The sequence below is a fragment of the Proteus sp. fly-1013 genome, from assembly GCF_040140245.1.
GTDB classification, from domain to species: domain Bacteria; phylum Pseudomonadota; class Gammaproteobacteria; order Enterobacterales; family Enterobacteriaceae; genus Proteus; species Proteus mirabilis_B.
Map to the genome: position 1 here is coordinate 47,763 of NZ_JBEEWD010000007.1, position 25,921 is coordinate 73,683.

Sequence of the window (25,921 nt, forward strand, 5' to 3'; positions counted from 1 at the left end):
GGATACATGATGAGAGCGTTATACGATTCTAAAAGTAAAACAATCGACGATCGCGGTATAAAAAATCTGCTGTCCAATGAAGCTAAATATTCAACTTGGTTGATGTTTGAAGCAATGTTAGCGCAAGCACAAGCTGAATACGGTTTTATTCCACAGTCTGCCGCTGATGAAATTAAAGAAAAGGCGATTATTGAGAATATCGATTTCGAAGAAATGAATCGTATTTATCAAAAAATCGGTCATGGCTTTGTGCCTTTCTTAAAAGTACTGGTGAATGCATGCTCTGAAGAGAGCGGTAAATATGTGCATTACGGCATTACCACACAAAACATACAGCAAAGTTCACAGCTGTATATGATGAAGACAGTACACGATAAGTTCATGTTATTGTTGAGCGAAATTATTGAAAACTTGTCAAATCTCGCTGAAAAAACAAAACATATGGTAATGGCAGGTAGAACGCACGGTCGTCACGCTATTCCTATTACTTACGGGTACAAAGTTTCAGTGTGGATCAGCGATTTTATTGATTGCTACCAGCGTATGAAAGAGAGTGAGAAACGTGTATTCACCATTATGATGGGTGGCGCAGTAGGTGCTTTTAACTCAATGCCTGAAGTGGGAATGAAAGTACAAAAACGCGTTGCTGAATTAGTGGGTATGCAAGCAATGGAAGTACCATCACGTAACCTAAGTACGCATAAATTAGAGTACATGATGAACTTGGCACTGATGGCAAATATCTGCCATAAAATTGGTGAAGAAGTTTATAGCACTACATTAGAAGAAATTGCTGAGGTTTCTGAAGGGTTTACAAAAGGCACTGTGGGTAGTAGCACGATGCCTCATAAAATTAATCCAAAATTGGCGAAAGGTATTATTGCTAACTCACAGAAATTGTACTCGTTACCTAATGTTGGTATGTACTCTGCGGTAAGACCTTATGAAGGTGACAGCAGTTCTTATATGTTATTCGATGGCTTAATTGAAGAAGCATTAGAATTAACAACAGAAATTTTATTAAGAACGGAAGAGCTTTCAAGAACCATCGTTCCTCATGAAGAGAGAATGCTACATAACGTGATGAGAAATAAGGGTTTAGATAATACCGAATACGTTATGATGAAAATGGCAGAAAAATTAGGTAAAGATAAAGCGCATTCACTGTTATATGAAGAAGCCATTAAAACGGCAGCAGACGGTGAAGATTTTTATACTAACCTGATGAAGAATGAAACCATCACAGCTGCCTTTAATGCTGATGAAATTAAGGCAATGCTTGATCCTCGTTCTTATATCGGTTTATCCGTTGAACTTGCTGAGAAAGAAGCGAAACGTGGATTAGCGATTTCTAAAGAAATTAAACAGAGCTATAAATAAAGTCATCAAGTATCCATAAGTAAGTCATTATCAGTTATATCAAGAGCCACTCTATTGAGTGGCTTTTTTTTACTTCTTAAAGAAAAAATTGTCTTTTTCTATAAAAAGAACGATATGCTCAAAAAAATAAAACAATGTTTTATATTTTTATTGATGGTTGTGTTTTTTATTGATATCGTGTCCCTATAAAAGTGATGCATTTTCACACATTATCATTAATGCCTATCAAGGCTAGGAATTGAGGTTCATTATGCAAACTCGTCAAAGCATTCATAGCGACCATGCCAAACAACTAGATACAGAAGGCCTGCGCCGCGAGTTTCTGATAGAAGAAGTTTTTAGCCCTAATAAACTGACGATGACTTATAGTCATATCGACCGAATTGTATTTGGTGGAATTATGCCGGTGGACTCTACACTCACTTTTTCTAATGAGTTAGGTAAGTCTTTTGGTGTCACTTATTTCCTAGAGCGCCGTGAATTAGGTCTTATTAATATTGGTGGCGCAGGTGTGATTACGGTTGATGGTACAAACTATGAAGTGGGCAAAGCAGAAGCCCTTTATGTAGGAAAAGGTGCTCGTGATGTCAGCTTTAAGAGTGTTGACTCTGCTCATCCAGCTAAATTCTATTATAACAGCGCGCCTGCACATACCACTTACCCAACACGTAAAATCACACAAGATCAGGCTTCTCCTGAAACATTAGGGGATGCAAGCACCAGTAATCGCCGTACTATTTATAAATATTTAGTTCCTAACGTATTACCGACCTGCCAATTAGTAATGGGTATGACTCAGTTAGAGGAAGGTAGTCTTTGGAATACCATGCCTTGTCATACACATGAACGCCGTATGGAAGTCTATTTCTATTTCAATATGAAAGATGATGCAGCGGTATTCCATATGATGGGTAAACCAGATGAAACTCGCCATTTATTAGTTCATAACGAACAAGCCATTATTTCACCAAGTTGGTCTATTCACGCAGGTGTTGGAACACAAGCTTATACCTTTATTTGGGGTATGGTGGGTGAGAATCAGGTCTTTAGCGATATGGATCACGTTGCGGTGCGCGATCTGCGCTAATCAGATAAATGTATTACTCATAATAAAGTAGCCACCAAGTATATGAATTGGTGGTACATATTTCCTATATTCGAGGTAATGGTATGATCCTGAATGCATTTGATCTGAAAGGTAAAGTCGCCATTGTAACTGGCTGTAATACAGGTTTAGGCCAAGGTATGGCATTAGGGCTTGCTCAAGCTGGTTGCGATATTGTGGGGATCAACCTTGTTGAACCGACAGAGACTATCGCTGAAGTAGAAGCACTTGGTCGTCGTTTTTTAAGTTTGCAAGCTGATGTGAGTAAAACGAACGAGTTGCCGGGGCTGGTGGATAAAGCCGTCGCTCATTTCGGACACGTTGATATTTTAGTCAACAATGCCGGTATCATTCGTCGAGAAGATGCGATTAATTTTACAGAGAAAGATTGGGATGATGTTATGGATCTCAATATTAAAAGTCTCTTTTTCATGTCACAAGCAGTGGCTAGAAAATTTATCGCTCAAGGCACTGGTGGTAAAATTATTAATATCGCATCAATGCTCTCATTCCAAGGTGGCATACGTGTGCCGTCTTATACCGCATCTAAAAGTGGCGTTATGGGCGTAACCCGTTTGTTAGCAAACGAATGGGCAAGTAAAGGCATTAACGTGAATGCTATCGCTCCGGGCTATATGGCAACAAATAACACGGCAGCTCTGCGTGCTGATGAAGAGCGTAATGCGGCTATTTTAGAGCGTATTCCAGCTGAGCGTTGGGGCGTTCCAAGTGACATGATGGGGCCTGTTGTTTTCTTAGCATCTTCGGCTTCTGATTATGTTAATGGCTATACCATCGCAGTTGATGGTGGTTGGCTAGCGCGTTAATACGCTATTGTTAAAGAAGGCGCCCAAAGGCGCCTTTTTTCGTTGAGCTGTGATAAGGGGGTTGCATGTTTTTTGAAAATTATTGGTTTGCCCAAGGTATTGGTGTTCTGGGGTGCCTTATTGGTGCAACTGCCTTTATGCAACGACAAGATAGCAAACTGAGATTTCAGCTCACGCTCAATGGCCTTTTGATGTCTATTCATTTCTTTTTGATAGGCTCAACAGTCGGAGCTATTAACTGTTTACTTTGTGCAATCCGAAATTGGGTATCGGGCTATTCGCGTAATATTGGGATCATGTTGATCTTTATTGCTTTAGCATGGTTTTTAGTGATCCCAAAAATCATCCATCCAATACAATTCTTAACGTTATTCGCGACGACATTAACAACCTATGCACTATTTCGCTTTAACGGTATTGTGCTTAGATTGTGTATGTTAACCAGTACGTTATGTTGGTTAACGCATAATATTTGGGCAGGTTCAATTGGTGGAATAGTACAAGAAAGCCTTTTCTTAGTTGTGAATAGCCGAACTATTTTTAAGCTCTATAAGGCGAAATTACAGGGTTCGTTATGAAAGAGATAAATAAAAAAATCCATTAATATATTATTAATGGATTTTCATTATAAACAAAGAGTTAGGTTTAATTTTTAAATGTTTTCAGCCAAGACATTGGTGTCTGTGTAGCTAAAAGGGTAGTCGTGGAAACCTAATCCAGCAGAAATATTTGCTGCTGCTTCATGTAATTGCGCGATTAACGCAACTTTATTCTCTTCTTGGAAACGAATTAAAGGTAGAGATAAAGAGAGGCCGGCAATAATTCTGCCCATACGGCTATAAATAGGCACAGCAAAACAACGTAAGCCATGTTCCATTTCTTCTTTATCTTCTGCGTAACCTTGTTTGCGAACTTGTTCTAATTCAACAAGTAAAGCATCGATATCTTTCAGTGTGTATTTTGTAAAAGGTTCAAAAGTCACATTAGCCAAAATAGCGCGAATTTCCGTTTCTGGAAGCCAAGCCAGCATAATTTTACCTAGCCCAGTGCTATAAAGCGGACGGCGACGACCAATGCGAGAATACATCTGTAAATTGTATTCAGAGTCTATTTTATGCAGATAAACAATGCTGTCTTCGTCTAATGTACCGAGATGGAGTGTTTCTTTGGTTAGTTTTCCAAGGCGATACATTTGCTCATCAGCAAGTTTAATCAAGTCTTGGTTTTCAAGTGCTTTTGCGCCTAACTCAAATAATTTTAAGTTAAGAGAATACTTATCTGTTTCACCTTCTTGGGAAACATACCCTAACGTTTTCATCGTTTGTAAAAAACGATAGACGGTGCTTTTAGACATCATGATCCGCAAGGATAACTCTGTCACACCAATCACTTTTTCCTCGCCAAGTGCTTGTAATATAGCGAATACTTTGAGTACAGAGGAAACTGAATCAGGAGTGTTTTCTATTTCAGACATTGTGAGTCCTAAAAAATGATTTATTGTTTCATTATATTTGAAATGCTACAAAAATTATAGCGATTAGCGATGATGATTCAATAAGCTTAACGATTTTTCATCATGTAACGTGTTGCTAATCACAGTATTTTTAAATGAAAAATATCTAAATTTGATATTTTTTATGTGTGTATCACTTTGAATTTAAAGTAGATAGAGATAAATAGCCGTCATGGTTTTGTGTATGCTATTGGGTATCTGAGCACGCGATAACATGATGAGTACTTTATGGCTTTTTATGGATCTTCTTTAAACTTACTTTTTATGCATTTTGAAAACAATGACAATATCACAAAATTAATGAAATGTTGTTTTAAATCTTTTTAATTGAATCGATTTAAAATAAAATGGCATCACTGCTAATGTGAAAATGGAAAGCGCTATGGCTATCAATGTGGCTGTTATTGGCGAATGTATGATTGAACTATCCGAAAATCAGGCGAATATTGTACGCCATTTTGGAGGAGATACTCTTAATACTGCTGTTTATTTGACTCGCGCAAATCCTAATTTATCTGTTCATTATGTAAGTGCGTTAGGTACAGATCCAATGAGTAGTGCCATGTTAGAGCAATGGCAAAAAGAAGGCGTACATACTGAATTAGTCCAGAGATTAGACAATAAATTACCCGGACTTTATCTCATAAACACGGATAACCAAGGAGAGCGTACCTTCCATTATTGGCGTAACGATGCTGCCGCGCGATATTGGTTACGATCACCAAAAGCCCCAATGATTTGTCAGCAACTGCTTGATTTTGATTATATCTATTTAAGCGGTATCAGCTTGGCGATTTTATCTCCGGAAGATAGAGAACTGCTTTTACAACAATTAGCTAAGTGTCGAGAAAAGGGTGTGAAAATCGCCTTTGATAATAATTACCGCGCAAGATTATGGGAAAGTCTCGATGCAGCGCAAAAAACCTATCAAGCTGTTTTGTCACTCACTGACTTGGCTTTTCTCACATTAGACGATGAATTTCTTCTTTGGGGGGATAGCGAAGAAGCACAATGTGTGTCTAGAACGATTGAATTTGGTGTTGGGGAAATCGTTATTAAAAAAGGCGCAGAACCTTGCCTCATTATACAGCAAGGACATTGTGATGAAGTTCCCGCCATAAAACTCGATAAGCAAAGTGTGATTGATACAACCGCCGCAGGTGATTCATTCAGTGCAGGTTATCTTGCTACGCGATTAGCGGGTGAGTCAGTTGTGATGTCTGCGCGTTATGCACACTTACTTGCAAGTACGGTTATTCAACATCGTGGTGCGATTATCCCAATAGTCGCGATGCCACATTCCTCAATAAAAGCGCCACTTATTCATTCAACGAGACACACTATGTCAACATTACTTGAACAACTTTCGGCACTAAAAATTATTCCTGTTATCGCAATTAAAAATGCAGATGATGTTGTCGCATTGGGTAAAGCATTAGTTGAAAACGGTATGCCGAGTGCTGAAATAACTTTTCGTACTCCTGCGGCTGCAGAAGCTATTCGCCAGTTAAGAAATGAATTTCCGAAAATGATCATTTGTGCAGGTACAGTATTAACGAAAGCACAGGTTGATCAGGCAATCGAAGCCGGAGCAGATTTTATTGTGAGTCCGGGATTTAACCCTCGCATTGTGCAATATTGCCAGCAAAGAGGCATTCCTATTATTCCGGGTATTAACACACCAAGTTTAGTTGAAGAGGCAATGGAATTAGGCATCAAGCTATTGAAGTTTTTCCCGGCAGAACTTTCAGGCGGTATTGGTATGCTCAAAGCGTTGAGTGCCGTTTATCCTGTCTCTTTTATGCCGACAGGCGGAGTTAATGCCAACAATGTGAAAGATTACCTCGCATTACCTCGAGTTGTTGCTTGCGGTGGTACATGGATGGTGCCTTCAGATCTCGTTGATAATCAAAAATGGGAAGAAATAGGCGCTCTTGCTAAAGAAGCAATGGCAGCTTTGTAATTAAATTTAAACATGGATTTAAGAGGGTAACCCAATGATCACTGGAAATTTAAAGCAACTCGATGCAACAATGCTGCCGCCTGCACTGTTAAAATTACTCACTCAAAAAGAGTTATCGTTAAACGCTTTGCAAGAGAAGAGTGAAGGGACATATAACATTATTAATAATGATGTTTTTTATATTATTTCCACACCAACTACCGATCGTGAAGAAAACTTAAAAAGTGAGTTTCATGATCATTATCTTGATATTCAAGTTGTGCTTAAGGGGCAAGAGATGATCTCTACCAGCACAACAATTACTTATCCTCATCAATATCAAGAGACAAAACCAGATCTGATTTTCTTAGATAACCCACCTATTACGACACGTTTATTGCTCGATACCGGCGATTTTGCGATTTTTTATCCCGGAGAAGTTCATCGACCTACTTGTCAGGTAAATGCTTCGCAAAAAATTAAAAAAGCGGTTTTTAAAATCAGCAAAACATGGCTGGCAACCCAGAAATAATAACTAGGATCTTCATCCTATTATTCCCCATTCTAAATATGATTATCGGCTACTTCCCTGCTTAATAAGTAGCCGATAATTCAGATTCAAAGCGAGTTTGTAGTTTATTCCAGAATATATATTTTCTATTTCCTTACCGCTAAATTATCTTTTTTAGATAATTTAATACTTTATTATCAATAGGTTATTGTATTTATAAAATTGAAAATATAAAAGTGGTAATCTATTTTCAAAAAATAGGAACGCCATTTCATTTTCTTGAATTCGATCACTGAAATATCGTCAAATTCAAGTAGGATTAGCACTATCAAAATACGCAAACCCATAAGGGGTTCACATGCATACAATGAATGTTTTGCCTAAGTTATCTCTTATCAGCACCGTTGTAGTCGCTAGTCTTTTTTTAGCGGGATGTGGTGAAGATGACAAAACAGATAGTCCTGTTATTTTGAAAACGGCTTTTAACCAATCTGAAAAAAATCCTCAATACAAAGCATTGGAAGATTTTAGTCAAAAATTAGAAGCTGCTACGGGGGGTAAATATAAACTCGAAATTCATCCTAATGAATTATTGGGTGACCAACGTGCCGCTCTTGAATTAGTTCAATCAGGTGCCATTCAATTGGCTGTGGTTGCCAATCCTCTTGTTGAAAACTACAACAAAAACTTCTCTGTTCTGGCGATGCCTTATATCTATAACGACTCAGAACACCAAAGAAAAGTTTTTACAGGCGATATGTTAGATGGCCTATTTAGCTCAACCAAAGGAAATGGTTTCGAGGTACTTACTGCCTATACCGCAGGTGCTCGTAGTATGTATGTGAAAGGAACACCGGTTAAAACACCTGAAGATATGAAAGGAAGAAAGATCCGAGTCATGCAATCTGACACTATGGTGAAAATGTTGTCTTGCATGGGTGGAACAGGTGTTCCTATGGGACAGGGTGAAGTTTATTCCGCTATCCAACAAGGTGTTCTTGATGGCGCTGAGAATAATGAAATCACTTATGCTGACTTAAAACAGTATGAAGTTGCACCGAATTTCTCTTATACCCGCCATGTCATGGTTGCCGACTTACTTATCGCGAATGAAGCATTCTTAAATAAGATGAGCCCTGAAGATCAGGCAACTTTCCGTAAGTTAGCGAAAGAAAGTACGGTTACTGAGTTTAATTTATTTAACCAAGCGTTAGACACTGCTCGACAATCTGCTATTAGCCAAGGTGCAACATTTACTGAGGTTGATATCAAGCCATTCCAAGAGCGTTGTAAACCGCTGCAAGAATCGATGCTGACCACACCAGAACAGAAAGATATCTACAATAAGATCCGCGCATTAGCCAACTAATGCCGTTTGTTGCAAGGGGCTAAATTTTTAGCCCCTATTATAAGGATCAACCATGGAACCTTCAGAGAAATTACCCTCTTCAAACGACTCTAATACGCCTGTTGCAAAAAAGGATTTTTATACTTTTTTAACAAGCATTAAGCTAAAAATAGATACCATCGTCGCTTATTTTTGTATTTTTCTTGTGGGTTTAATGACGATATTGGTGACTTACCAAGTTGTGACTCGTTACCTATTTAACGATCCTAGTGCAGTCAGCGAAGTGCTTTCTCGCTACCTATTTATCTGGTTAATTTTAATTGGTAGTGCTTATGTATTTGGATTACGTGAACATATCGCGATTACGTTTATGCGTGATCGAATGCCCTATAAAGTTCGTATTTGCCTTGAAATTTTAGGTGAGTTTGCCACAACTGCTTTTGTGTTATTGGTACTCACTATTGGTGGTTATATCGGTATGAGCCGCCAAATGGGACAACTTGATTCGGCACTGCAAATCCCTATTGGGGTTATCTATGCAGCTATACCTATAAGCGGTGTTCTCTCTGTTTTCTATTGCTTATATAACCAATATGGATTGGTTAGACAACTTTCTTCAAAGCAAAAGGTGTAACCATGGATATTGCAATTGTTGTTGCCCTAGTCATGTTTATTGGTGCATTCCTTCTCTTATTTATTGGTACACCAATCAGCGTCAGTATTGGACTCTCTTCTTTCTTCGCTATGGCAATGATATTGCCTTTTGATGGCGCGATTTTAACATCAGCTCAACGCGTGTTTGTGGGGCTAGACTCTTTCGCTCTGTTAGCCATTCCGTTCTTTATTCTGGCGGGTAACTTAATGAATAACGGCGGTATCGCTATTCGCTTAATTAACTGCGCTAAGTTAGTCAGTAACTTTTTACCGGGACCTTTAGCGCAAACTAACGTTGTTGCCAATATGCTATTTGGCTCAATCAGTGGCTCTGGTGTTGCTTCTGCGGCTGCGATTGGCGGCATTATGTCTCCAATCCAAAAGAAAGAAAATTACGATCCCGCTTTTAGTGCTGCGGTTAATATTGCATCAGCACCAACGGGTATGTTAATTCCACCAAGTAACACACTGATTGTTTATGCCACTGTTGCAGGAAGTGTTTCGATTACAGCTCTGTTTATGGGTGGCTATATTCCCGGCATTTTATGGGGACTGGGTGTGATGTTAGTGGCAGGTTTTATTGCTAAACGTCGCGGTTATGTTGCTGAAAAAAATACCATGAAAGGACAAGCGTTTAAGCTCGTACTTGATGCTGTTCCTAGCTTAATGATGATTGTGGTTGTTATCGGTGGGATCTTAGGTGGTATTTTTACTGCAACAGAAGCTTCAGCCATTGCAGTTGTGTACTCTTTAATCTTAGGTATGTGTTATAAAAATATCAAAATAAACCATTTGCCTGCTATTTTCTTAGCCACCGCAAAAATGACGGCAATTGTTATTTTGATGCTTGCCACATCATCCATTATGTCTTGGGTAATGGCATTTACTAAAATACCTGCCATTATCGCATCAGGCTTACTCTCTTTTACCGATAGTTTCTTAGTTATTTTACTGATTATGAACTTGGTTTTACTGTTGGTTGGTACCTTTATGGACCCAACACCCGCAGTGTTAATCTTTACCCCAATCTTCCTACCGATTTGTGCTCAATTTGGTATGGACCCTGTTCAATTCGGTATCATGATGGTGTTTAACCTTTCATTAGGTACGATAACACCGCCAGTAGGTCCTATTTTATTTACTGGTTGTAAGATAGGTGAAATTAAGATTGAAGGTGTAATTAGACCGCTATTACCTTTCTTTGCCGTTATTATTCTTGTGTTGTTATTAGTGACATATATTCCTGCAATTTCTATGTTCTTACCTCAAGCAATGGGATTGGTTGGGTAATATTGATAAAACTGCTAGGGAAAAAAGTAATATAAAGTATCCAAAATAAAATAAGCCGATAATAAAAAGGCTGTTATAAAACAAGAAAAAAGAGAGGGTCATTTGACCCTCTCTTTATGTTTAATAAACTGTTTTTATCGGGGATCTGTTTAGCCAATCAATCCATGAATTAAAATAATACCGATACAAATTGGACCAATATAACGCCACACCAGTAATAAGCTTTGACGTTTTAATCCAGTGATATTTTCAGGGATAAATGCATTCGCTCTACGTGACCAACCAAAGATCAAACACATTGCAATACCAAACAGTGGCATCAAAATATTGGAAGTCAGGTAATCCAACAAATCAAAGACTGTTTTACCCCCTAATGTCACATCACTCATCGGGCCGAAAGATAATGAAACTGGAATACCCATCAGCATAATTGAGGCCGTAACGACTAATCCAGCACGACGACGAGTCCACTGAAAACGCATCTGCACATAAGCCACGATATGCTCGAGTAATGAAATTGCAGAGGTTAACGCCGCCATTAATAACAAGACAAAGAAAGTCACAGCTAAAATATTACCGCCGGGTAAGTTGGCAAAATAAACCGGCATCGTCATAAAGGTTAAACCGGGACCTGCATTTGGCTCTAAGCCTGCGGCAGATAATGCAGGGAAAATCATTAATCCGGCAAGCACACACACCATACAAGATAAAATAACCACCCACATACTGGAGTTAGCGATACCTTTGTTGTCCGCTAAATAAGCACTGTAAGTGATATGAATACCTAAACCGATAGACAGTGAGAAGAAGGCTAATCCTAACGCATCTAATACGCCTTGTGGGGTTAACTTACTAAAATCAGGGTATAAAAATAATTTTAAACCTTCAGAAGAGCCGGGTAAGCTGATACCAACAATAATCAATAAAATCATAATGATAAATAACATCGGCATCATGATTTTAACGGCTTTTTCTAATCCACGTTGTACACCTGCTAAAACCACGAAACAGGTTAATCCAGCAAAGGCAAGGTGAGCCAAAATAGGCCATAAAGGATCACTAATAAAGCGGGTGAAAATACCGGTTAATTCAGCGCTATCTGTAATATTCAATTGACCTGTTGCCGCCATAACGGTATAGCCAATTGTCCAACCACCGACAACACTATAGAAGCTATAAATACACCAAGAGCTGAATACACCAATAACGCCAATGATGACCCAATTGCGTCCCATCATTCTTTTAAATGCGTTAACGGCTTCAGCGTGTGTGCTACTGCCTAAAATATTCTCAGCCAGTAATACCGCAAGCCCGATAACAAAACTAAATAACAAGAAGACAATTAAAAATGCGCCACCGCCATTATTGGCTGCGACATAAGAAAACTTCCAAATTGCGCCAATGCCGATTGCAGAGCCAGCGGCTGCTAAGATATGACCGACCCGTGATGTCCATTGTTGGCTCATTTTGCCCCCTGTGTTATCGAATGAGTGATAGAGGCTATTGCCATGCAGTGGCTTATTGGTAAGGCGTTGTAACTCATCATCCTAATGGTGAAACTAAACATCATAGAAACTCCCCTAAAAAACAGTTCCACCAGTAGGGGCACAACAAAAAGCCACCTTACTGGTGGCTTTTGCAAAAAAATGAACGTGCTCGGCCACCTAACGAAGGAGTAGTAGGTTTAGGCCTAAGAGTCGGTTGTTGGTGTTCATATTCATCTTTTTGCTCTTTATTGAAATGGATATAATCGCAATGCAATATGAAATATTGTTTTTCAAAATGCGTATTTATTATTTATATCATAAATTCAAACTAAAGAAATAAATTTTATTAGAATTCAGTATTAATTTTTATTTCTAAATGTTTCGCTGATGCTAATTGCTTAATTCCGTAATAAGTTAGCCCTATTTGTGTAAAGTGAGCACCGACAAAAATGACGAAACGATTATCAAATATTATTTTGTTTTTGTATCTCATTGATTATATTTTGAAAATTAATTGGCATAATTCCTGCTTAGTTGAACGTTCTTTATGACTCTTTTACTCCCTAGTTAGGGGAAAGGATATCAAATGAACAAAATCAACTCCGTCTGTCCTTACTGTGGCGCTGGCTGCAAAATCAATCTCTGTGTCGAAAATGGTCGTATAATCAAAGCTGAAGGTGCCAATGGTGTCACCAATCAAGGAGAACTTTGTCTAAAAGGGCTCTATGGTTGGGATTTTCTTAATGACAATAAACTTCTGACAGCCAGAATTCATGAACCCATGATCCGCCGACAAAAAGGGGCTGATTTTGAAATTGTAAGTTGGAATGAAGCGATTCAATATACGGCAAAAAAATTACTGGAAATCAAAGAAAAATACGGTGCGAAATCCATCATGTGTACGGGCTCTTCTCGAGGTACAGGGAATGAAACCAATTTTGTGATGCAAAAGTTTGTTCGTGCAGTATTAGGTAATAATAATGTCGATTGCTGTGCTCGTGTTTGCCATGGGCCTTCTGTTGCAGGTTTACAAGAGACATTAGGCAATGGTGCCATGAGTAACTCTATTGCTGATATTGAAGATTCAGACTGCTTATTAGTCTTTGGTTATAACTGTGCTGATTCTCACCCTATCGTGGCGCGCCGTGTGGTTAAAGCGAAACAAAAAGGTGCAAAAATTATTGTTTGTGATCCTCGTAAAATCGAAACAGCCAAAATTGCTAACCAATATTTACCATTAAAAAATGGTACTAATATGGCGTTAGTCAATGCATTTGCGTATACGCTAATTGATGAAGATCTTTATGATAAAGATTATGTCAGCCGTTATACCGAAGGTTTCGAAGAATATAAAAAACAACTCGCAGATTATAGCCCTGAAGCAGTACAAGATATTGTCGGTATCCCAGCCATTGAAATCCGTAAAGCAATGCGCACTTATGCAGGAGCTAAAACAGCAACTATTATGTGGGGCATGGGAGTAACGCAATTTGGTCAAGCAGTTGATGTCGTCAAAGGGTTGTCTGGTCTTGCGCTATTAACGGGTAATTTAGGTAAACCGCATGTTGGCGTCGCACCAGTTCGTGGACAAAATAATGTTCAAGGTGCTTGTGACATGGGTGTTTTACCTAACATGTTCCCAGGATATCAATATGTCACTGACGAAAATACGCGTCAGAAATTCGCTAAGGCTTGGAATATTCCTGTTGAACAACTTGATCCTGAAGTGGGATATCGTATTACTGAAGTGCCTCATTTAGCGATTGAAGGTAAAGTGAAGGCTTACTACATCATGGGTGAAGATCCTCTTCAAACAGAAGCCGATTTAGGCTTAGTAAGAAAAGGCTTTGAAGCCCTCGATTTTGTCGTAGTTCAAGACATCTTTATGACAAAAACCGCAGAGCAAGCCGACGTGATTTTACCTTCAACCAGTTGGGGTGAACATGCAGGTATTTTTACCTGTGCAGATAGAGGTTTCCAACGTTTTGAAAAGGCCATTGAAGCACGTGGCAATGTAAAACGTGACTGGGAAATCATTAGTTTACTCGCCACTGAAATGGGCTATCCGATGTCTTATGAAAATAATGAAGAGATCTGGAATGAAGTCCGAGCCTTATGTCCGCTATTTTTTGGCGTCACTTATGAAAAATTGGCGGGTTTAGCGCATATTCAATGGCCTTGTACTGATATTGAAGATAAAGGGACACCTTATTTATATTCAGGTAACCAATTCACCACACCATCTGGTAAAGGCCAGTTATTCGCGACACCATGGCGAGCACCCGCTGAATTACCAGATGCTGATTATCCAATGATCTTATCTACAGTGCGTGAAGTGGGGCATTATTCTTGTCGCTCTATGACGGGTAACTGTAAAGCCTTGGCATCACTTGCGGATGAACCGGGTTATGTTCAAATCCACCCAGAGATTGCTAAAGAAGCGGGTATTCGTGATCAAGAAATTGTCTGGGTTGAATCTCGTCGAGGTAAGGTGATGTCTCGTTGTAATGTGAATGAGACGATCAATAAACAAGCGATTTATATGACTTATCAATGGTGGATTGGGGCATGTAATGAGCTGACTCAGGATAATCTTGATCCTGTCTCTAAAACACCTGAAACTAAATATTGTGCAGCTAAAGTGATAAAAATTGCCGATCAAAAATGGGCAGAAAGCCAAGTTTCTCAGCACTATCATACAATGAGAAGTCGCTTAATTAATTTAGTGGAGCAAGCAAAAACAGCGGCACATTAAGTTAAGCGTTGATTTAAAATAGAAATGGAGGCGATTAAGCCTCCATTTTTTTCTCACATCTACTTTATAGAAGTAAAAGCAGTGTATTATTTTTGATTTACTTTGCTTTCTGCTTCTTTTTTCTCTTCTTCTAAAATCTCACGATACCAACGCGGGTGATGTTTTTTCGCCCAACCTCGAGTTACCCAACCTTCAATCATGCTACGAATCGAACCTTTTACCCAAAACGCGGCATAAGCATGAACAAACACCGTTATGATAAGCAAAATAGCTGACAGTGAGTGAGCCAGTAAGGCAATGCGAATAACAGGGATAGAGAAATAGTCCGCGAAATAAGGACGCCAAATCATGATACCGCTAATGGTAAGCACGATAAGGCTGATACTTAGCGTCCAATAAATTCCTTTTTGACCCAAGTTATAATGCCCGATATCGCCGGCTTCTTCGTTTTGTAGCACTTTATGGATATTTTTCGCCCATACTAAGTCGTCTTTATCAACAAAGTTATGTTTTAGATATCTAAAAAACATAAAGATAAAGAAGAACACCATCGCAACACCCGTGAATGGATGCAGTAAACGCGAAAGCTGTGGTGTGCCTAAAATATTCATAAACCAGTTTAGAGATGGGAAGAAAAAACCCAATCCGCTAAAGGTAGTAAAGATAAAGAAAATCGCCACAACCCAGTGATTAATACGCTCTGAGGCAGTATGACGAAGGATTTTATCGCTTTTCTTCTTCATTATTTCTGCTCCTCTTTATTCACTGAATTTTGTGATGCTTCCATCTCTTTTTGTGCCTCTTCTTCATCTTCTTCTGTGGTGTGGTTAGGGCCAATGCCTAAGTAATGGAATATTGCACCTGCAAAGGTGGCTGCAAAACCAACTGCCGCTAATGGTTTCCAAATACCTTTCCAGAATTTAACTGTTGAGCTAATTTCTGGGTTTTCTGGTAAGCCATGATACAAATTAGGTCTATCTGCATGATGAAGTACATACATAACGTGAGTTCCGCCAACCCCTTGAGGATCGTATAAACCTGCTTTGTCATAGCCTCGGGTATTGAGTTCTGCAACACGCTCGTTTGCAAGGTGAGTCATCGCTTCTTTAGAGCCAAAATGAATTGCCCCTGTTGGACAGGTTTTTACGCAAGCTGGCTCTTGACCGACTTCAACACGATCAACACACAATGTGCATTTATAAGCGCGATTATCTTCTTCATTAATACGAGGAACATCAAAAGGACAGCCCGCAATACAATAACCACAACCAATACAGTGCTCTGATTGAAAATCAACAATACCGTTAGCATACTGAACAATGGCACCTTCTGCGGGACACGCTTTTAAGCAGCCCGGATCAGCGCAGTGCATACAGCCATCTTTACGAATTAGCCACTCTAACTTGCCGTTTTCTTCAACTTCAGAAAATCGCATCACGGTCCACGATTTAGCGGTTAAATCCATCGGGTTATCATAAACACCGACGTTAAGACCCACTTTGTCACGAATATCGTTCCATTCTGAGCAGGCAACCTGACAGGCTTTACAGCCAATGCAGGTCGTCACATCGATAAGCTTTGCTACTTCTTCTTTAAAGTCACGTACCTGTGGTGCTGGCGTGAGAGAATTGGTAGCAGAACGACGAATAATATCTTGAGATTGCAATGACATTAGTTTCCCCTTATGCCTTTTCGATATTGACTAAAAACGCCTTATATTCAGGTGTGAATGAGTTTGCATCACCCACAGATGGCGTTAATGTATTGGCAAGGAAACCTTTGCGTGTTGCTCCCTCAAAGCCCCAGTGGCAAGGAATACCGATAGTATCAACGACTTTGCCATTTATCGTTAGAGGTCTAATTCGCTTAGTCACCACGGCTTTGGCTTTGATATAGCCACGTTTAGCGCTGACTTTAACTTCATCACCTTGAACAATGCCTTTACGTGAAGCAAGTTGTTCACCAATCTCAATAAATTGATCGGGTTGTGCAATGGCATTAATTAATGAGTGTTTTGTCCAGTGACGGAACAATTCAGTAATTGAGTAGGTTGTTGCCACATAAGGGAATTCATCTGCTTTACCTAAATGTTCAGCATCGTAGCTGTATAAACGTGCAACAGGGTTACGAGAGACTTTCGGGTGCAGAATATTATCTTCTGTTGGCGATTCAAACGGTTCGTAGAATTCAGGGAATGGACCATCAGCCATTTTATCAACAGCAAATAAGCGTCCCATACCTTCTGGTTGCATAATAAAAGGACCTACACCACTATTAGGCGCGGCATTACTATAATCTGGTACATCAGGGCCAACCCATTGATTACCATTCCATTTGATAAGCTGACGTTTTGCATCCCAAGGTTGGCCTTGTGGATCAACAGATGCGCGGTTATATAACACACGACGGTTTTGCGGCCACGCAAAAGCCCAACCCGGTGTACAACCTAGCCCTGAAGGATCGGCGTTATCGCGGTTCGCCATTTGGTTGCCTTTTTCAGTCCAACAACCGGAATAAACCCAACAGAAACTTGCCGTTGAGCCATCTGATTTCAGTTGATGGAAACCATCAAGTTGTTGTCCTTTTTTAAACAACAATTTGCCTGTTTCATCAAAGATATCTTGCATGGCTTGCCCATTCGCTTCTTTCGCCACTTCTTCAGGTTGTGGATCGTAAGGGTCAACGTAGTTCCAAGAAAGATTCATGACAGGCTCAGGGCAAACACCGCCTTCTTCACGATAAAGCTCGCGTAGACGCATCAATAAATGCCCTAAAATTTTACCATCGTGCCATGCTTGTGCTGGTGGTTTCGCCCCCGCCCAGTGCCATTGTAGCCAGCGACCTGAGTTTGCAATCGAGCCATTTTCTTCAGCAAAACATGATGAAGGTAAACGGAAGATTTCAGTTTGAATATCTTTTGGTGAGACTTCATTCATCTCGCCGTGGTTTTGCCAAAAATTAGAAGATTCAGTCACGAGTGGATCAATGACAACCATATATTTCAGCTTGGCTAATGCGGCGCTACATTTATTTTTATCGGCAAAAGCGGCTAATGGGTTAAAACCTTGAACGATATAACCATTCATTTTCCCCTCGATCATCAATTGGGTTTGCGCCATGATGTCGTAGCTTTTATCCCATTTTGGTAACCAGTGATAACCCCATTCGTTTTGTGCCGTTGCGTGCTCACCCCAGAAGCTTTTTAGTAAGCTAATAAAGAAATCAGGGGTTCTTTTCCAGTAGTTAACTTGGTCTGCAACCACGGTTTTTGGTGTAACTTGAGATAAATACGTTTCTAACGATGTCTGTTTTTCATTAGGCAGGGGCATATAGCCCGGTAGGTTTAATGATAATAAACCCAAATCGCTATAGCCTTGGATATTAGAGTGCCCACGTAATGCATTCACACCGCCACCCGGCATACCCACGTTACCTAATAATAGCTGGATCATACCTGCTGCACGGATAGTTTGAGCACCGCCAGTATGGTGTGTCCAACCGAGGGCATACAAAATAGTTGAGGTTCTGTCTTTTACACTGGTGGAAGCAAGAGCTTCACAGATATAGGTGAAATCTTCTAAAGGTGTACCACAAAGTGTAGTAACAATTTCAGGGGTATAACGTGAAACGTGCTGTTTTAAAAGATTCCACACACAACGAGGATGTTGCAGTGAGTTATCTCTTAATGCCAAACCATTCTCATCAAGTTCATAGTGCCATGAGGTTTTATCATAGCTTTGATTTTCTTTATCAAACCCACTGAACAGGCCTTCATCAAAGCTAAAATCTTTACGCACAATTAAAGAAGCATTGGTATAGGCTTTCACATATTCGTGCTGAATTTTATTGTGTTCAATAAGGTAATGAATAACACCTAATAAGAACGCAGTATCAGAGCCTGCACGAATAGGAGAGTAAAGGTCGGCAACAGCAGCACTACGGTTAAAACGGGGATCGACAACGATAACCTTCGCATTGTTCTTAATTTTAGCTTCGATAACCCATTTAAAACCGACAGGGTGTGCTTCAGCAGGGTTACCGCCCATGATCAGCACCACGTTAGCGTTTTTAATATCAACCCAGTTATTGGTCATTGCACCACGACCAAAGGTTGGTGCTAATGCTGCAACGGTTGGCGCATGGCAAAGTCTTGCCTGACAATCAATAGCTATCATGCCTAATGAACGAGAAAATTTATTATCTAAAATCCCGGTTTCATTACTAGCAGCAGAAGAACAAAGCATTCCAGTGGTAAGCCAGCGGTTAACTTCTTGCCCTTTTTCATTATGGGTAACAAAGTTTTCATCACGGTCTTTTTTCATCAGACGGGCGATTTTATCAATCGCTTCATTCCATGAAATGCGCTCCCACTTATCAGAGCCAGGTCTACGATATTCAGGATATTTCAGGCGATTTTCACTGTGGATATAATCGACAAGCCCAGCACCTTTCGGACATAAAGAGCCACGGCTAACAGGATGATCAGGATCGCCTTCAATGTGATAAATACTTTTATCGACATTCTTTGCACCATCCCCAAGGCTATACATCAAAATACCGCAACCCACAGAGCAATAAGTGCAGTTATTACGAGTCTCGACTGAACGTAATAATTTATATTGGCGAGCATTCGCAATAGATACTTCAGGTGCCAAGCCGAGTAATGCAGCAGATGTGCCTGCCATACCGCCAGCACAGATCTTAAAGAAAGACCTACGACTGATTTGCATCAGTGTCTCCTTGATAAATTGATAAATAACATCCGTCCCGGGCGTTTAAAAAACGTCCAGTAAAGATACGATTTCATTTTTCAATCATTCAAGACAGACCTGAGTATCGTTTTGTGAACTCAATGTGATGAACTACTACTTAAAATGACGCTGGTGATTATAACGAGGAAAAAAAATAAATCCATACTAACAATGCGGATACAAAATATATTAAAAAATAACAATTTAGTTTGATTTCCATCATGTTAAATAACCAATTTTTCAATTAACACACAAGGTAAAAATGAGCATTTAATCGATTAAAAAGGCTCTTGAAATAAAACTCCATTTTTACCTGTGTCATAAAATTTTTTTACTGTAAAAGAATTAACATTATATTCTGCATAAAATCTCAATAATAAATTATTGAGACTGTTTTCTATTCTATTGTCAGATTTTTATTCCTAAATTTGATTTAAAGAAAGTTGTAAAAATATAAGATTAAAAAATAGACATTTTGATCGCCTTCACAATTCAGAAAAGATCGATTTGAAGTTTAACTCCGAAAATAATTATATATTGGAGTGATATTTAAGATACAAGAAAAACCCCTACTTGATGACAATAATAAGAGCTAATAAGTATGAACAGAATAAAGAAAATATCTTACTCCTGTCTTTCTGTAATGCTAGTGTCGGCAATATTCACGTCTACTAGTTTTGCAGAAAAACTACCTAATTTACCTGTAACATTTAAAAGTGGTGCTGGAACAATCAGCGAAAATGTTATTTATGTTGGTTTAGGTACAGCGGGAAAATCATGGTATAAGCTTGATCTCAATTGTTCGACAAAACAATGGGAAAGAATAGCAGACTTTCCTGGAACACCAAGAGATCAATCTATTGCTCTAGAATTAAATAATAATATTTATATTTTTGGTGGAGCAGGAAAAGAAAATGAAAATAGCGAAACAATTAGTGCGCTTACAGATGTTTATCGCTATTTACCAAAAGAAAATAAATGGGAAAAGGTCAACACTCGAGCACCTTATGGATTAGTAGGGCATACGGGAGTTAATATTAACAATGATCAAGCTATTATTCTTGGTGGAGTTAATCAACAAATCTTTGACGGTTATTTCGTTGATTTAAATCGTACTAAATTGAATGAATCTGAAAGTAAAAAAATCATTAGTGATTATTTTAATAAGCCAGCTGAAGGTTATTTTTTTAATCGAAATATAATGGAATATAATGCTGAAAATAATCAATGGCGATTGTTAGGTACTACGCCATTTAATGGAACAGCAGGCTCTGCATTAGCTTATGATGGCAATAAAATCACTTTAATCAATGGTGAAATAAAGCCAGGATTACGCACCAGTGAAGTGCAAACCGCCACATTAAAAAACAATCAATTACAATGGAATTCTGTTGCTCAGAAATTACCCGATCCAATGTCTAATCAGCCGCAAGACGGTTTAGCTGGTGCGTTTGCCGGTTACAGTATGCACACTTTACTTGTTGCTGGCGGGGCAAATTTTCCGGGAGCTCAGGCAAACTATTCACAGCAACATTACTTTGCACATCAAGGATTAGAAAAGACATGGCATAAAGAAATTTATGGCTTTATTAATAATCAATGGAAAATCATTGGTGAATTACCTCTTCCTCTTGGTTATGGTGTTACTGTTTCACATGATAATTCACTTTATTTAATTGGAGGCGAAACAAATAAGGGTGAAGCTGTTAATTCAGTTATTACTTTAACGATGAAAGATAAACAATTAATTATTGAATAATCTCTTCCTAAATATAAATTAAAATAATTCATAAAGATCTCCTTTGTTAATACAGGGGATCTCACCTTTTTGGAAAAATATTATGCTAAATAAAAAGAAGAAACTTTTATTGTCATGCTGTACTTTATTAATGTCATCTCAATTATATGCGACTACATTAGACTTTCGTCATGAATATGCAGACTCTACTCGAATTAATAAAGATAGAGTTGCATTTATTCACTCTTTTTCAAATGGTGTTGGTTTCTATATTGATGCTAGCGTTAAATCGGGTGGTGTAGATGGTGAGAAAGATAAACTGTTTAGTGATGTTGTTAATAATGCTATTGAAATGGGATTAAGTTATAACTATAAACTAAATAATCATATTACATTACAGCCTGGTCTTATTTTTGAAACTGTAACAGATACTTCTATATATAAACCCTATTTAAAAGCACAATATAACTTTGATAATGGGTTATATATTGCAGGACGTTATCGTTTTGATTATGCCCGTAAAACAAAACAAGGTGCTGATGATGAAAAAACAAATCGTCTTGATGGTTTTATAGGTTATAAATATAACAAATTTAAAGTGGAATATGATTATACTCAAATGTATAGCGACGCCATAAAATATGATAATAAAAAACGCAATTATGAGCATAACGTCGCTTTCTCTTATCAACTCAACAGTACTTTCACACCTTATATTGAAGTTGGCAATATGGCTGTAAGCCCTCTTAGTGATGCTCGCCAGACACGTTATCGAGTTGGGTTGCAGTTTCATTTCTAATTTAAGTTAAGTAATGCGGAATAAAAAAGAAGAAGAGTGGTGGAAACATCACTCTACTTTTATTTTATTTATTTATCAGTAAGTTGTGAGTCATTGATTATTGTTTGATCTTCTTCACAAATTACTGTTTCTCTGGTTGAGAAATTAAACTCCGTAAAATACTATAATTTGGAGTTACATTTCAAAAGAAGAGAACAGTGAGTTCAAAATGGCGCTAATTGAAAAGATGACTAAAGATATTCAACAAAAAGGTGGACTGATTGTGTCTTGCCAGCCTGTTGATAATAGCCCAATGGATAAGCCAGAGATTGTTGCTGCAATGGCTCAAGCCGCGGTAAATGCAGGAGCAATCGCAGTGCGTATTGAGGGAATTGATAATTTAAGAGCAACTCGTCCTCTTATTGATGTGCCGATTATTGGCATTGTGAAGCGTGATTTACCTGATAGCCCTGTAAGGATCACTCCGTGGCTTAGTGATGTTGATGACTTGGCTAAAGCGGGTGCCGATATTATTGCTTTTGATGGTACTGATCGTGTGCGTCCTGTACCAGTGAAAACACTATTAGAACATATTCATCGTTTAGGAAGATTGGCGATGGCAGATTGTGCCACCTTTGACGAAGGTATGTATTGCCAAGAGTTAGGCACTGAATTTATTGGTTCAACGATGTCGGGCTATACCGGTGGTGAGATACCAAAGCTACCTGATTTACAACTTGTCACCGCATTGGCTGAAAAGGGATGCCGAGTGATTGCTGAAGGGCGTTATAACACACCAATGATTGCTGCAAGAGGAATGCAAGCTGGTGCTTGGGCTGTCACGGTAGGCTCTGCATTAACGCGCCTTGAGCATGTCTGTGATTGGTTTACTCAGGCATTAAAGTGGCAGCAGGAGTTAGATAAATGAATACATTAGCAATTGATATTGGAGGAACAAAAATTTCGGCGGCACTAATTAGTCGAGATAACCAATTGACACAACATACTCAGATAGCCACACCAGCAAGTGCATCACCAACGCAACTTTATAAAGCTTTAGTTGATATTACTACACCACTAAAAAGCTATGCAGATAGTGTTGCTGTCGCATCAACAGGGATTATTTGTAATGGCATTTTGACCGCATTGAATCCAGATAATTTAGGTGGACTAAAAGGTTTTCCTTTAAAAGAAACACTCATCGCACTTACAGGATTGCCTTGTTGGCTACTCAATGATGCTCAAGCAGCTACATGGGCTGAATATGATCATCGTCGTGAAACGATTTCTGATATGGCATTTATTACTGTATCGACAGGTGTTGGTGGTGGCGTTATTCAACAAGGACAACTCTTTACAGGAAAACGAGGTATTGCAGGTCATTTAGGTCACACGCTTGCCGATCCTCATGGCCCACTTTGTGGTTGTGGTCGCTATGGTTGTGTTGAAGCCATCGCTTCTGGTCGTGCAATTGCGTCGCAAGCGACACAGGAGCTTGCTGGAAAAGATGCAAAAGCGATTTTTGCTGCCTTTCACCAGGGAAATTCACAAGCAAAATCAATTATTGAACGCTCAGCAAACACTATTGCAAATTTGGTGACCGATATTAAAGCCACAACGGATGCTGATTGTGTCGTTCTTGGTGGAAGCGTTGGGTTGGCAAAGGGATATATCGAACTCGTTCAAGCTGCCCAGATAAAGCAACCAGTTGCATTACAAGTGCCGATATTATCGGCTCACTATCATCATGATGCCGGGCTCTGGGGCGCTGTCCTTTGGGCTAGAGAGCAATAAAAAAACTGTCGTAAAACTTACCTTTTACCCTACATATGGCAGGACTAAAAAATGCAATTACATGATTTTGGTTTTATTAACTATGCAGTGCTGTTTGGTTATTTAGCAGCAATGTTACTCGTGGGTGTTTATTTCTCTAAACGCCAAAAAACAGCGGATGATTATTTTCGTGGAGGAGGTCGAGTTCCTGGTTGGGCTGCAGGGGTTTCTGTTTTCGCGACTACTTTAAGTTCTATTACTTTTATGTCGATCCCAGCAAAAGCTTATACCTCCGACTGGACTTTTATTATCGGGCAATATTTAGCTATCGCTATTTTGCCATTAGTTTTTTATTTTTATATTCCTTTCTTTAGAAAATTAAAAATCACTTCGGCTTATGAATATTTAGAAGCACGTTTTGATGTACGCAGTCGTTTATTTGCCAGCCTTTCATTTATGTTATTCCATATTGGTCGGGTTGCCATTATTACTTATTTAACTGTACTTGCTCTACGTCCTTTTATGGGTATCGATCCTGTTGTCTTAATCGTACTGATTAGCTTGCTCTGTATTATTTATACTTGGATGGGCGGCATTGAGGGTGTTATTTGGACAGACGTTATTCAAGGGTTATTACTTTCAGGTGGTGCAGTTCTTATTTTTATTATGATCTGCTTTAAAGTTGATGGTGGATTTACTGAGATTTTCACTGCAACATCACAAGCTGATAAATTCTTTCCTACGACTCAATTTCGTTGGAGTTGGACTGATAGCACCATCCCTGTTTTGATGATCGGTTTTTTATTCGCTAATATTCAACAATTTACAGCAAGTCAGGATGTTGTACAGCGCTATATTGTGACGGATTCCATTGAAGAAACAAAACGTACACTGATAACAAATGCAAAATTAGTTGCCATTATTCCTATCTTCTTCTTTGCTATTGGATCTGCTTTGTTTGTGTATTACAAACAGAATCCTAATTTTTTACCTGAAGGCTTTAATACAGGCGGAATTTTACCTCTGTTTATTGTGACTGAAATGCCTGTCGGTATTGCAGGATTAATTATTGCAGCTATTTTTGCAGCTGCTCAATCTAGTATTTCGAGTAGCTTAAACAGTATCTCAAGCTGTTTTAACTCTGATATCTACACTCGTTTAAGTAAATCTGAACGCAGCGCTGAACAAAAAATGAAAGTTGCAAGATTAGTCATTATTGTTGCTGGCGTCTTTAGTAGCTTGGCTGCAATTTGGTTAGTTTTATCTGATGAGTCCGAAATTTGGGATGCCTTTAATAGTCTGATTGGTTTAATGGGTGGCCCAATGACCGGTTTGTTTATGCTGGGTATTTTTGTCAAACGTGCAAATGCAGGTAGTGCAGTTGTCGGGATCATTGTCAGTATTATTGCAGTATTAGCTGCGCGTTATGGCAGTGATCTTAATTTCTTCTTCTACGGAGTGATTGGCGCGATGTCTGTTGTTATTGCAGGAACAATTACAGCACCGCTTTTCGCATCAGCAAAACAAATTTCATTAGATGATAGTGAAACATCAGGAAACTAATAGGGAAAAATCTATGTTATTTGGACACATATCAGATTTGGCTACAATGCCAGAAATGAATCCCGCATTGCGTGACGCGATGGAAAGAGCATTAGCGCTTGACCCTACTTCACTTGCTCCGGGTAGTTATAAAATCGATGGTGAAACGCTATTTATGAATGTAATGACGTTTGAAACACAGCCTCGTGAACAGAAGCGAGCTGAATTACACCAGCGTTATATTGATATTCAAATATTGCTTAGTGGTGAAGAAATTATTGATTTTGGTATACAGGGTTCTGCTCAAAATGTAACACCTTATAATGAGGCTGATGATTACCAATTAACCGATACAATAATAGGTCAACAGACCTTAACGCTTTCATCAAGCATGTTTGCTGTTTTTATGCCTTATGAACCTCATAAACCGGGAATTTCGGCTGAAAAGGGTGCAAACACACTGAAGAAAGTCGTTGTTAAGTTAGATGTCACTGCATTAACTGACTAATAATTACTATTTTTATTAA

At 38.9% G+C, this 25,921-nt stretch carries 21 protein-coding genes and 1 pseudogene; 17 read left to right on the forward strand and 5 right to left on the reverse strand.

Annotated features, from left to right (window positions below; translation table 11 throughout):
• Positions 1 to 9: 9 nt before the first annotated feature.
• The 4 genes from ABN236_RS13960 to ABN236_RS13975 all read left to right on the forward strand — a co-directional run bounded on the left by ABN236_RS13960 (position 10) and on the right by ABN236_RS13975 (position 3,890).
• Complete coding sequence (locus tag ABN236_RS13960) at positions 10 to 1,380, forward strand: class-II fumarase/aspartase family protein (protein ID WP_165126445.1); 1,371 nt, start codon at positions 10 to 12, stop codon at positions 1,378 to 1,380.
• 250 nt (positions 1,381 to 1,630) lie between these two features.
• Entirely contained in the window at positions 1,631 to 2,467 is an 837-nt protein-coding gene (kduI, locus tag ABN236_RS13965; RefSeq protein WP_088494229.1) for a 5-dehydro-4-deoxy-D-glucuronate isomerase, read from the forward strand.
• 83 nt (positions 2,468 to 2,550) lie between these two features.
• Positions 2,551 to 3,312, forward strand: a complete 762-nt coding sequence (gene kduD, locus ABN236_RS13970; RefSeq protein WP_088494230.1) for a 2-dehydro-3-deoxy-D-gluconate 5-dehydrogenase KduD — start codon at positions 2,551 to 2,553, stop codon at positions 3,310 to 3,312.
• Positions 3,313 to 3,377: 65 nt separating this feature from the next.
• Entirely contained in the window at positions 3,378 to 3,890 is a 513-nt protein-coding gene (locus ABN236_RS13975; protein WP_194951473.1) for a YgjV family protein, read from the forward strand.
• 74 nt (positions 3,891 to 3,964) lie between these two features.
• Here the strand turns inward: ABN236_RS13975 and kdgR are convergent, their stop codons facing one another.
• The gene (gene kdgR, locus ABN236_RS13980) at positions 3,965 to 4,786 is read right to left on the reverse strand and encodes a DNA-binding transcriptional regulator KdgR (protein WP_088494232.1); all 822 of its coding nucleotides are present in this window, start codon (positions 4,784 to 4,786) and stop codon (positions 3,965 to 3,967) included.
• A gap of 421 nt (positions 4,787 to 5,207) precedes the next feature.
• Here kdgR and kdgK point away from each other — a divergent pair.
• From kdgK to ABN236_RS14010, 6 genes and pseudogenes are all read left to right on the forward strand, one after another.
• Positions 5,208 to 6,122, forward strand: a pseudogene (gene kdgK, locus ABN236_RS13985) (2-dehydro-3-deoxygluconokinase); the annotation flags it as partial.
• Between the two features lie 45 nt (positions 6,123 to 6,167).
• The gene (locus tag ABN236_RS13990; RefSeq protein WP_166540488.1) at positions 6,168 to 6,788 is read left to right on the forward strand and encodes a bifunctional 4-hydroxy-2-oxoglutarate aldolase/2-dehydro-3-deoxy-phosphogluconate aldolase; all 621 of its coding nucleotides are present in this window, start codon (positions 6,168 to 6,170) and stop codon (positions 6,786 to 6,788) included.
• A gap of 34 nt (positions 6,789 to 6,822) precedes the next feature.
• Positions 6,823 to 7,299: a NanQ anomerase/TabA/YiaL family protein gene (locus ABN236_RS13995; protein ID WP_270756331.1), complete on the forward strand. Its 477-nt coding sequence runs from the start codon at positions 6,823 to 6,825 to the stop codon at positions 7,297 to 7,299.
• A gap of 337 nt (positions 7,300 to 7,636) precedes the next feature.
• A complete protein-coding gene (locus ABN236_RS14000) occupies positions 7,637 to 8,647 on the forward strand; it encodes a TRAP transporter substrate-binding protein (RefSeq protein ID WP_088494234.1) in 1,011 nt (336 codons plus the stop codon).
• Positions 8,648 to 8,699: 52 nt separating this feature from the next.
• Positions 8,700 to 9,260 carry a TRAP transporter small permease gene (locus tag ABN236_RS14005; RefSeq protein WP_194951469.1) on the forward strand — a complete coding sequence of 187 codons (561 nt, stop codon included), beginning with the start codon at positions 8,700 to 8,702 and terminating at the stop codon, positions 9,258 to 9,260.
• A gap of 2 nt (positions 9,261 to 9,262) precedes the next feature.
• Positions 9,263 to 10,570, forward strand: a complete 1,308-nt coding sequence (locus ABN236_RS14010; RefSeq protein ID WP_088494236.1) for a TRAP transporter large permease — start codon at positions 9,263 to 9,265, stop codon at positions 10,568 to 10,570.
• Between the two features lie 149 nt (positions 10,571 to 10,719).
• Here the strand turns inward: ABN236_RS14010 and ABN236_RS14015 are convergent, their stop codons facing one another.
• The gene (locus ABN236_RS14015; protein ID WP_088494237.1) at positions 10,720 to 12,036 is read right to left on the reverse strand and encodes a sodium-dependent transporter; all 1,317 of its coding nucleotides are present in this window, start codon (positions 12,034 to 12,036) and stop codon (positions 10,720 to 10,722) included.
• Positions 12,037 to 12,643: 607 nt separating this feature from the next.
• Here ABN236_RS14015 and fdhF point away from each other — a divergent pair.
• A complete protein-coding gene (gene fdhF, locus ABN236_RS14020) occupies positions 12,644 to 14,812 on the forward strand; it encodes a formate dehydrogenase subunit alpha (protein ID WP_349474262.1) in 2,169 nt (722 codons plus the stop codon).
• Between the two features lie 86 nt (positions 14,813 to 14,898).
• Here fdhF and fdoI read toward each other — a convergent pair whose 3' ends face one another.
• The 3 genes from fdoI to fdnG are packed head-to-tail and all read right to left on the reverse strand — an operon-like array spanning position 14,899 to position 19,542.
• Positions 14,899 to 15,558 carry a formate dehydrogenase cytochrome b556 subunit gene (gene fdoI / locus ABN236_RS14025; protein ID WP_088494239.1) on the reverse strand — a complete coding sequence of 220 codons (660 nt, stop codon included), beginning with the start codon at positions 15,556 to 15,558 and terminating at the stop codon, positions 14,899 to 14,901.
• On the reverse strand, positions 15,555 to 16,484 hold the full coding sequence (gene fdxH / locus ABN236_RS14030; RefSeq protein WP_088494240.1) for a formate dehydrogenase subunit beta: 930 nt from the start codon (positions 16,482 to 16,484) through the stop codon (positions 15,555 to 15,557). Before fdxH ends, fdoI begins: the two co-directional genes overlap by 4 nt.
• Positions 16,485 to 16,494: 10 nt before the next feature.
• Positions 16,495 to 19,542, reverse strand: a complete 3,048-nt coding sequence (gene fdnG / locus ABN236_RS14035; RefSeq protein WP_349474263.1) for a formate dehydrogenase-N subunit alpha — start codon at positions 19,540 to 19,542, stop codon at positions 16,495 to 16,497.
• Positions 19,543 to 20,164: 622 nt separating this feature from the next.
• Here fdnG and ABN236_RS14040 point away from each other — a divergent pair.
• The 6 genes from ABN236_RS14040 to nanQ all read left to right on the forward strand — a co-directional run bounded on the left by ABN236_RS14040 (position 20,165) and on the right by nanQ (position 25,902).
• Positions 20,165 to 21,322, forward strand: a complete 1,158-nt coding sequence (locus ABN236_RS14040; protein WP_349474264.1) for an N-acetylneuraminate epimerase — start codon at positions 20,165 to 20,167, stop codon at positions 21,320 to 21,322.
• An 82-nt stretch (positions 21,323 to 21,404) separates the two neighbouring features.
• The gene (locus ABN236_RS14045) at positions 21,405 to 22,100 is read left to right on the forward strand and encodes an oligogalacturonate-specific porin KdgM family protein (RefSeq protein WP_349474265.1); all 696 of its coding nucleotides are present in this window, start codon (positions 21,405 to 21,407) and stop codon (positions 22,098 to 22,100) included.
• Positions 22,101 to 22,308: 208 nt separating this feature from the next.
• Positions 22,309 to 23,007, forward strand: a complete 699-nt coding sequence (locus ABN236_RS14050; protein ID WP_349474266.1) for an N-acetylmannosamine-6-phosphate 2-epimerase — start codon at positions 22,309 to 22,311, stop codon at positions 23,005 to 23,007.
• The gene (gene nanK, locus ABN236_RS14055; protein WP_194951462.1) at positions 23,004 to 23,873 is read left to right on the forward strand and encodes an N-acetylmannosamine kinase; all 870 of its coding nucleotides are present in this window, start codon (positions 23,004 to 23,006) and stop codon (positions 23,871 to 23,873) included. The genes ABN236_RS14050 and nanK overlap by 4 nt, the downstream gene beginning before the upstream one ends.
• A gap of 51 nt (positions 23,874 to 23,924) precedes the next feature.
• Positions 23,925 to 25,415, forward strand: coding sequence for a sodium:solute symporter family protein (locus tag ABN236_RS14060; protein ID WP_088494245.1), 1,491 nt, complete (start codon positions 23,925 to 23,927; stop codon positions 25,413 to 25,415).
• Positions 25,416 to 25,428: 13 nt separating this feature from the next.
• Entirely contained in the window at positions 25,429 to 25,902 is a 474-nt protein-coding gene (gene nanQ, locus ABN236_RS14065) for an N-acetylneuraminate anomerase (protein WP_088494246.1), read from the forward strand.
• Positions 25,903 to 25,921: the final 19 nt, after the last annotated feature.

Coding starts and splice junctions, on each gene's coding strand:
- ABN236_RS13960 (WP_165126445.1), top strand. CDS start 10: ATGAGAGCGTTATACGATTCTAAAAGTAAAACAATCGACGATCGCGGT.
- kduI (WP_088494229.1), top strand. CDS start 1,631: ATGCAAACTCGTCAAAGCATTCATAGCGACCATGCCAAACAACTAGAT.
- kduD (WP_088494230.1), top strand. CDS start 2,551: ATGATCCTGAATGCATTTGATCTGAAAGGTAAAGTCGCCATTGTAACT.
- ABN236_RS13975 (WP_194951473.1), top strand. CDS start 3,378: ATGTTTTTTGAAAATTATTGGTTTGCCCAAGGTATTGGTGTTCTGGGG.
- kdgR (WP_088494232.1), bottom strand. CDS start 4,786: ATGTCTGAAATAGAAAACACTCCTGATTCAGTTTCCTCTGTACTCAAA.
- ABN236_RS13990 (WP_166540488.1), top strand. CDS start 6,168: ATGTCAACATTACTTGAACAACTTTCGGCACTAAAAATTATTCCTGTT.
- ABN236_RS13995 (WP_270756331.1), top strand. CDS start 6,823: ATGATCACTGGAAATTTAAAGCAACTCGATGCAACAATGCTGCCGCCT.
- ABN236_RS14000 (WP_088494234.1), top strand. CDS start 7,637: ATGCATACAATGAATGTTTTGCCTAAGTTATCTCTTATCAGCACCGTT.
- ABN236_RS14005 (WP_194951469.1), top strand. CDS start 8,700: ATGGAACCTTCAGAGAAATTACCCTCTTCAAACGACTCTAATACGCCT.
- ABN236_RS14010 (WP_088494236.1), top strand. CDS start 9,263: ATGGATATTGCAATTGTTGTTGCCCTAGTCATGTTTATTGGTGCATTC.
- ABN236_RS14015 (WP_088494237.1), bottom strand. CDS start 12,036: ATGAGCCAACAATGGACATCACGGGTCGGTCATATCTTAGCAGCCGCT.
- fdhF (WP_349474262.1), top strand. CDS start 12,644: ATGAACAAAATCAACTCCGTCTGTCCTTACTGTGGCGCTGGCTGCAAA.
- fdxH (WP_088494240.1), bottom strand. CDS start 16,484: ATGTCATTGCAATCTCAAGATATTATTCGTCGTTCTGCTACCAATTCT.
- fdnG (WP_349474263.1), bottom strand. CDS start 19,542: ATGCAAATCAGTCGTAGGTCTTTCTTTAAGATCTGTGCTGGCGGTATG.
- ABN236_RS14040 (WP_349474264.1), top strand. CDS start 20,165: ATGAACAGAATAAAGAAAATATCTTACTCCTGTCTTTCTGTAATGCTA.
- ABN236_RS14045 (WP_349474265.1), top strand. CDS start 21,405: ATGCTAAATAAAAAGAAGAAACTTTTATTGTCATGCTGTACTTTATTA.
- ABN236_RS14050 (WP_349474266.1), top strand. CDS start 22,309: ATGGCGCTAATTGAAAAGATGACTAAAGATATTCAACAAAAAGGTGGA.
- nanK (WP_194951462.1), top strand. CDS start 23,004: ATGAATACATTAGCAATTGATATTGGAGGAACAAAAATTTCGGCGGCA.
- ABN236_RS14060 (WP_088494245.1), top strand. CDS start 23,925: ATGCAATTACATGATTTTGGTTTTATTAACTATGCAGTGCTGTTTGGT.
- nanQ (WP_088494246.1), top strand. CDS start 25,429: ATGTTATTTGGACACATATCAGATTTGGCTACAATGCCAGAAATGAAT.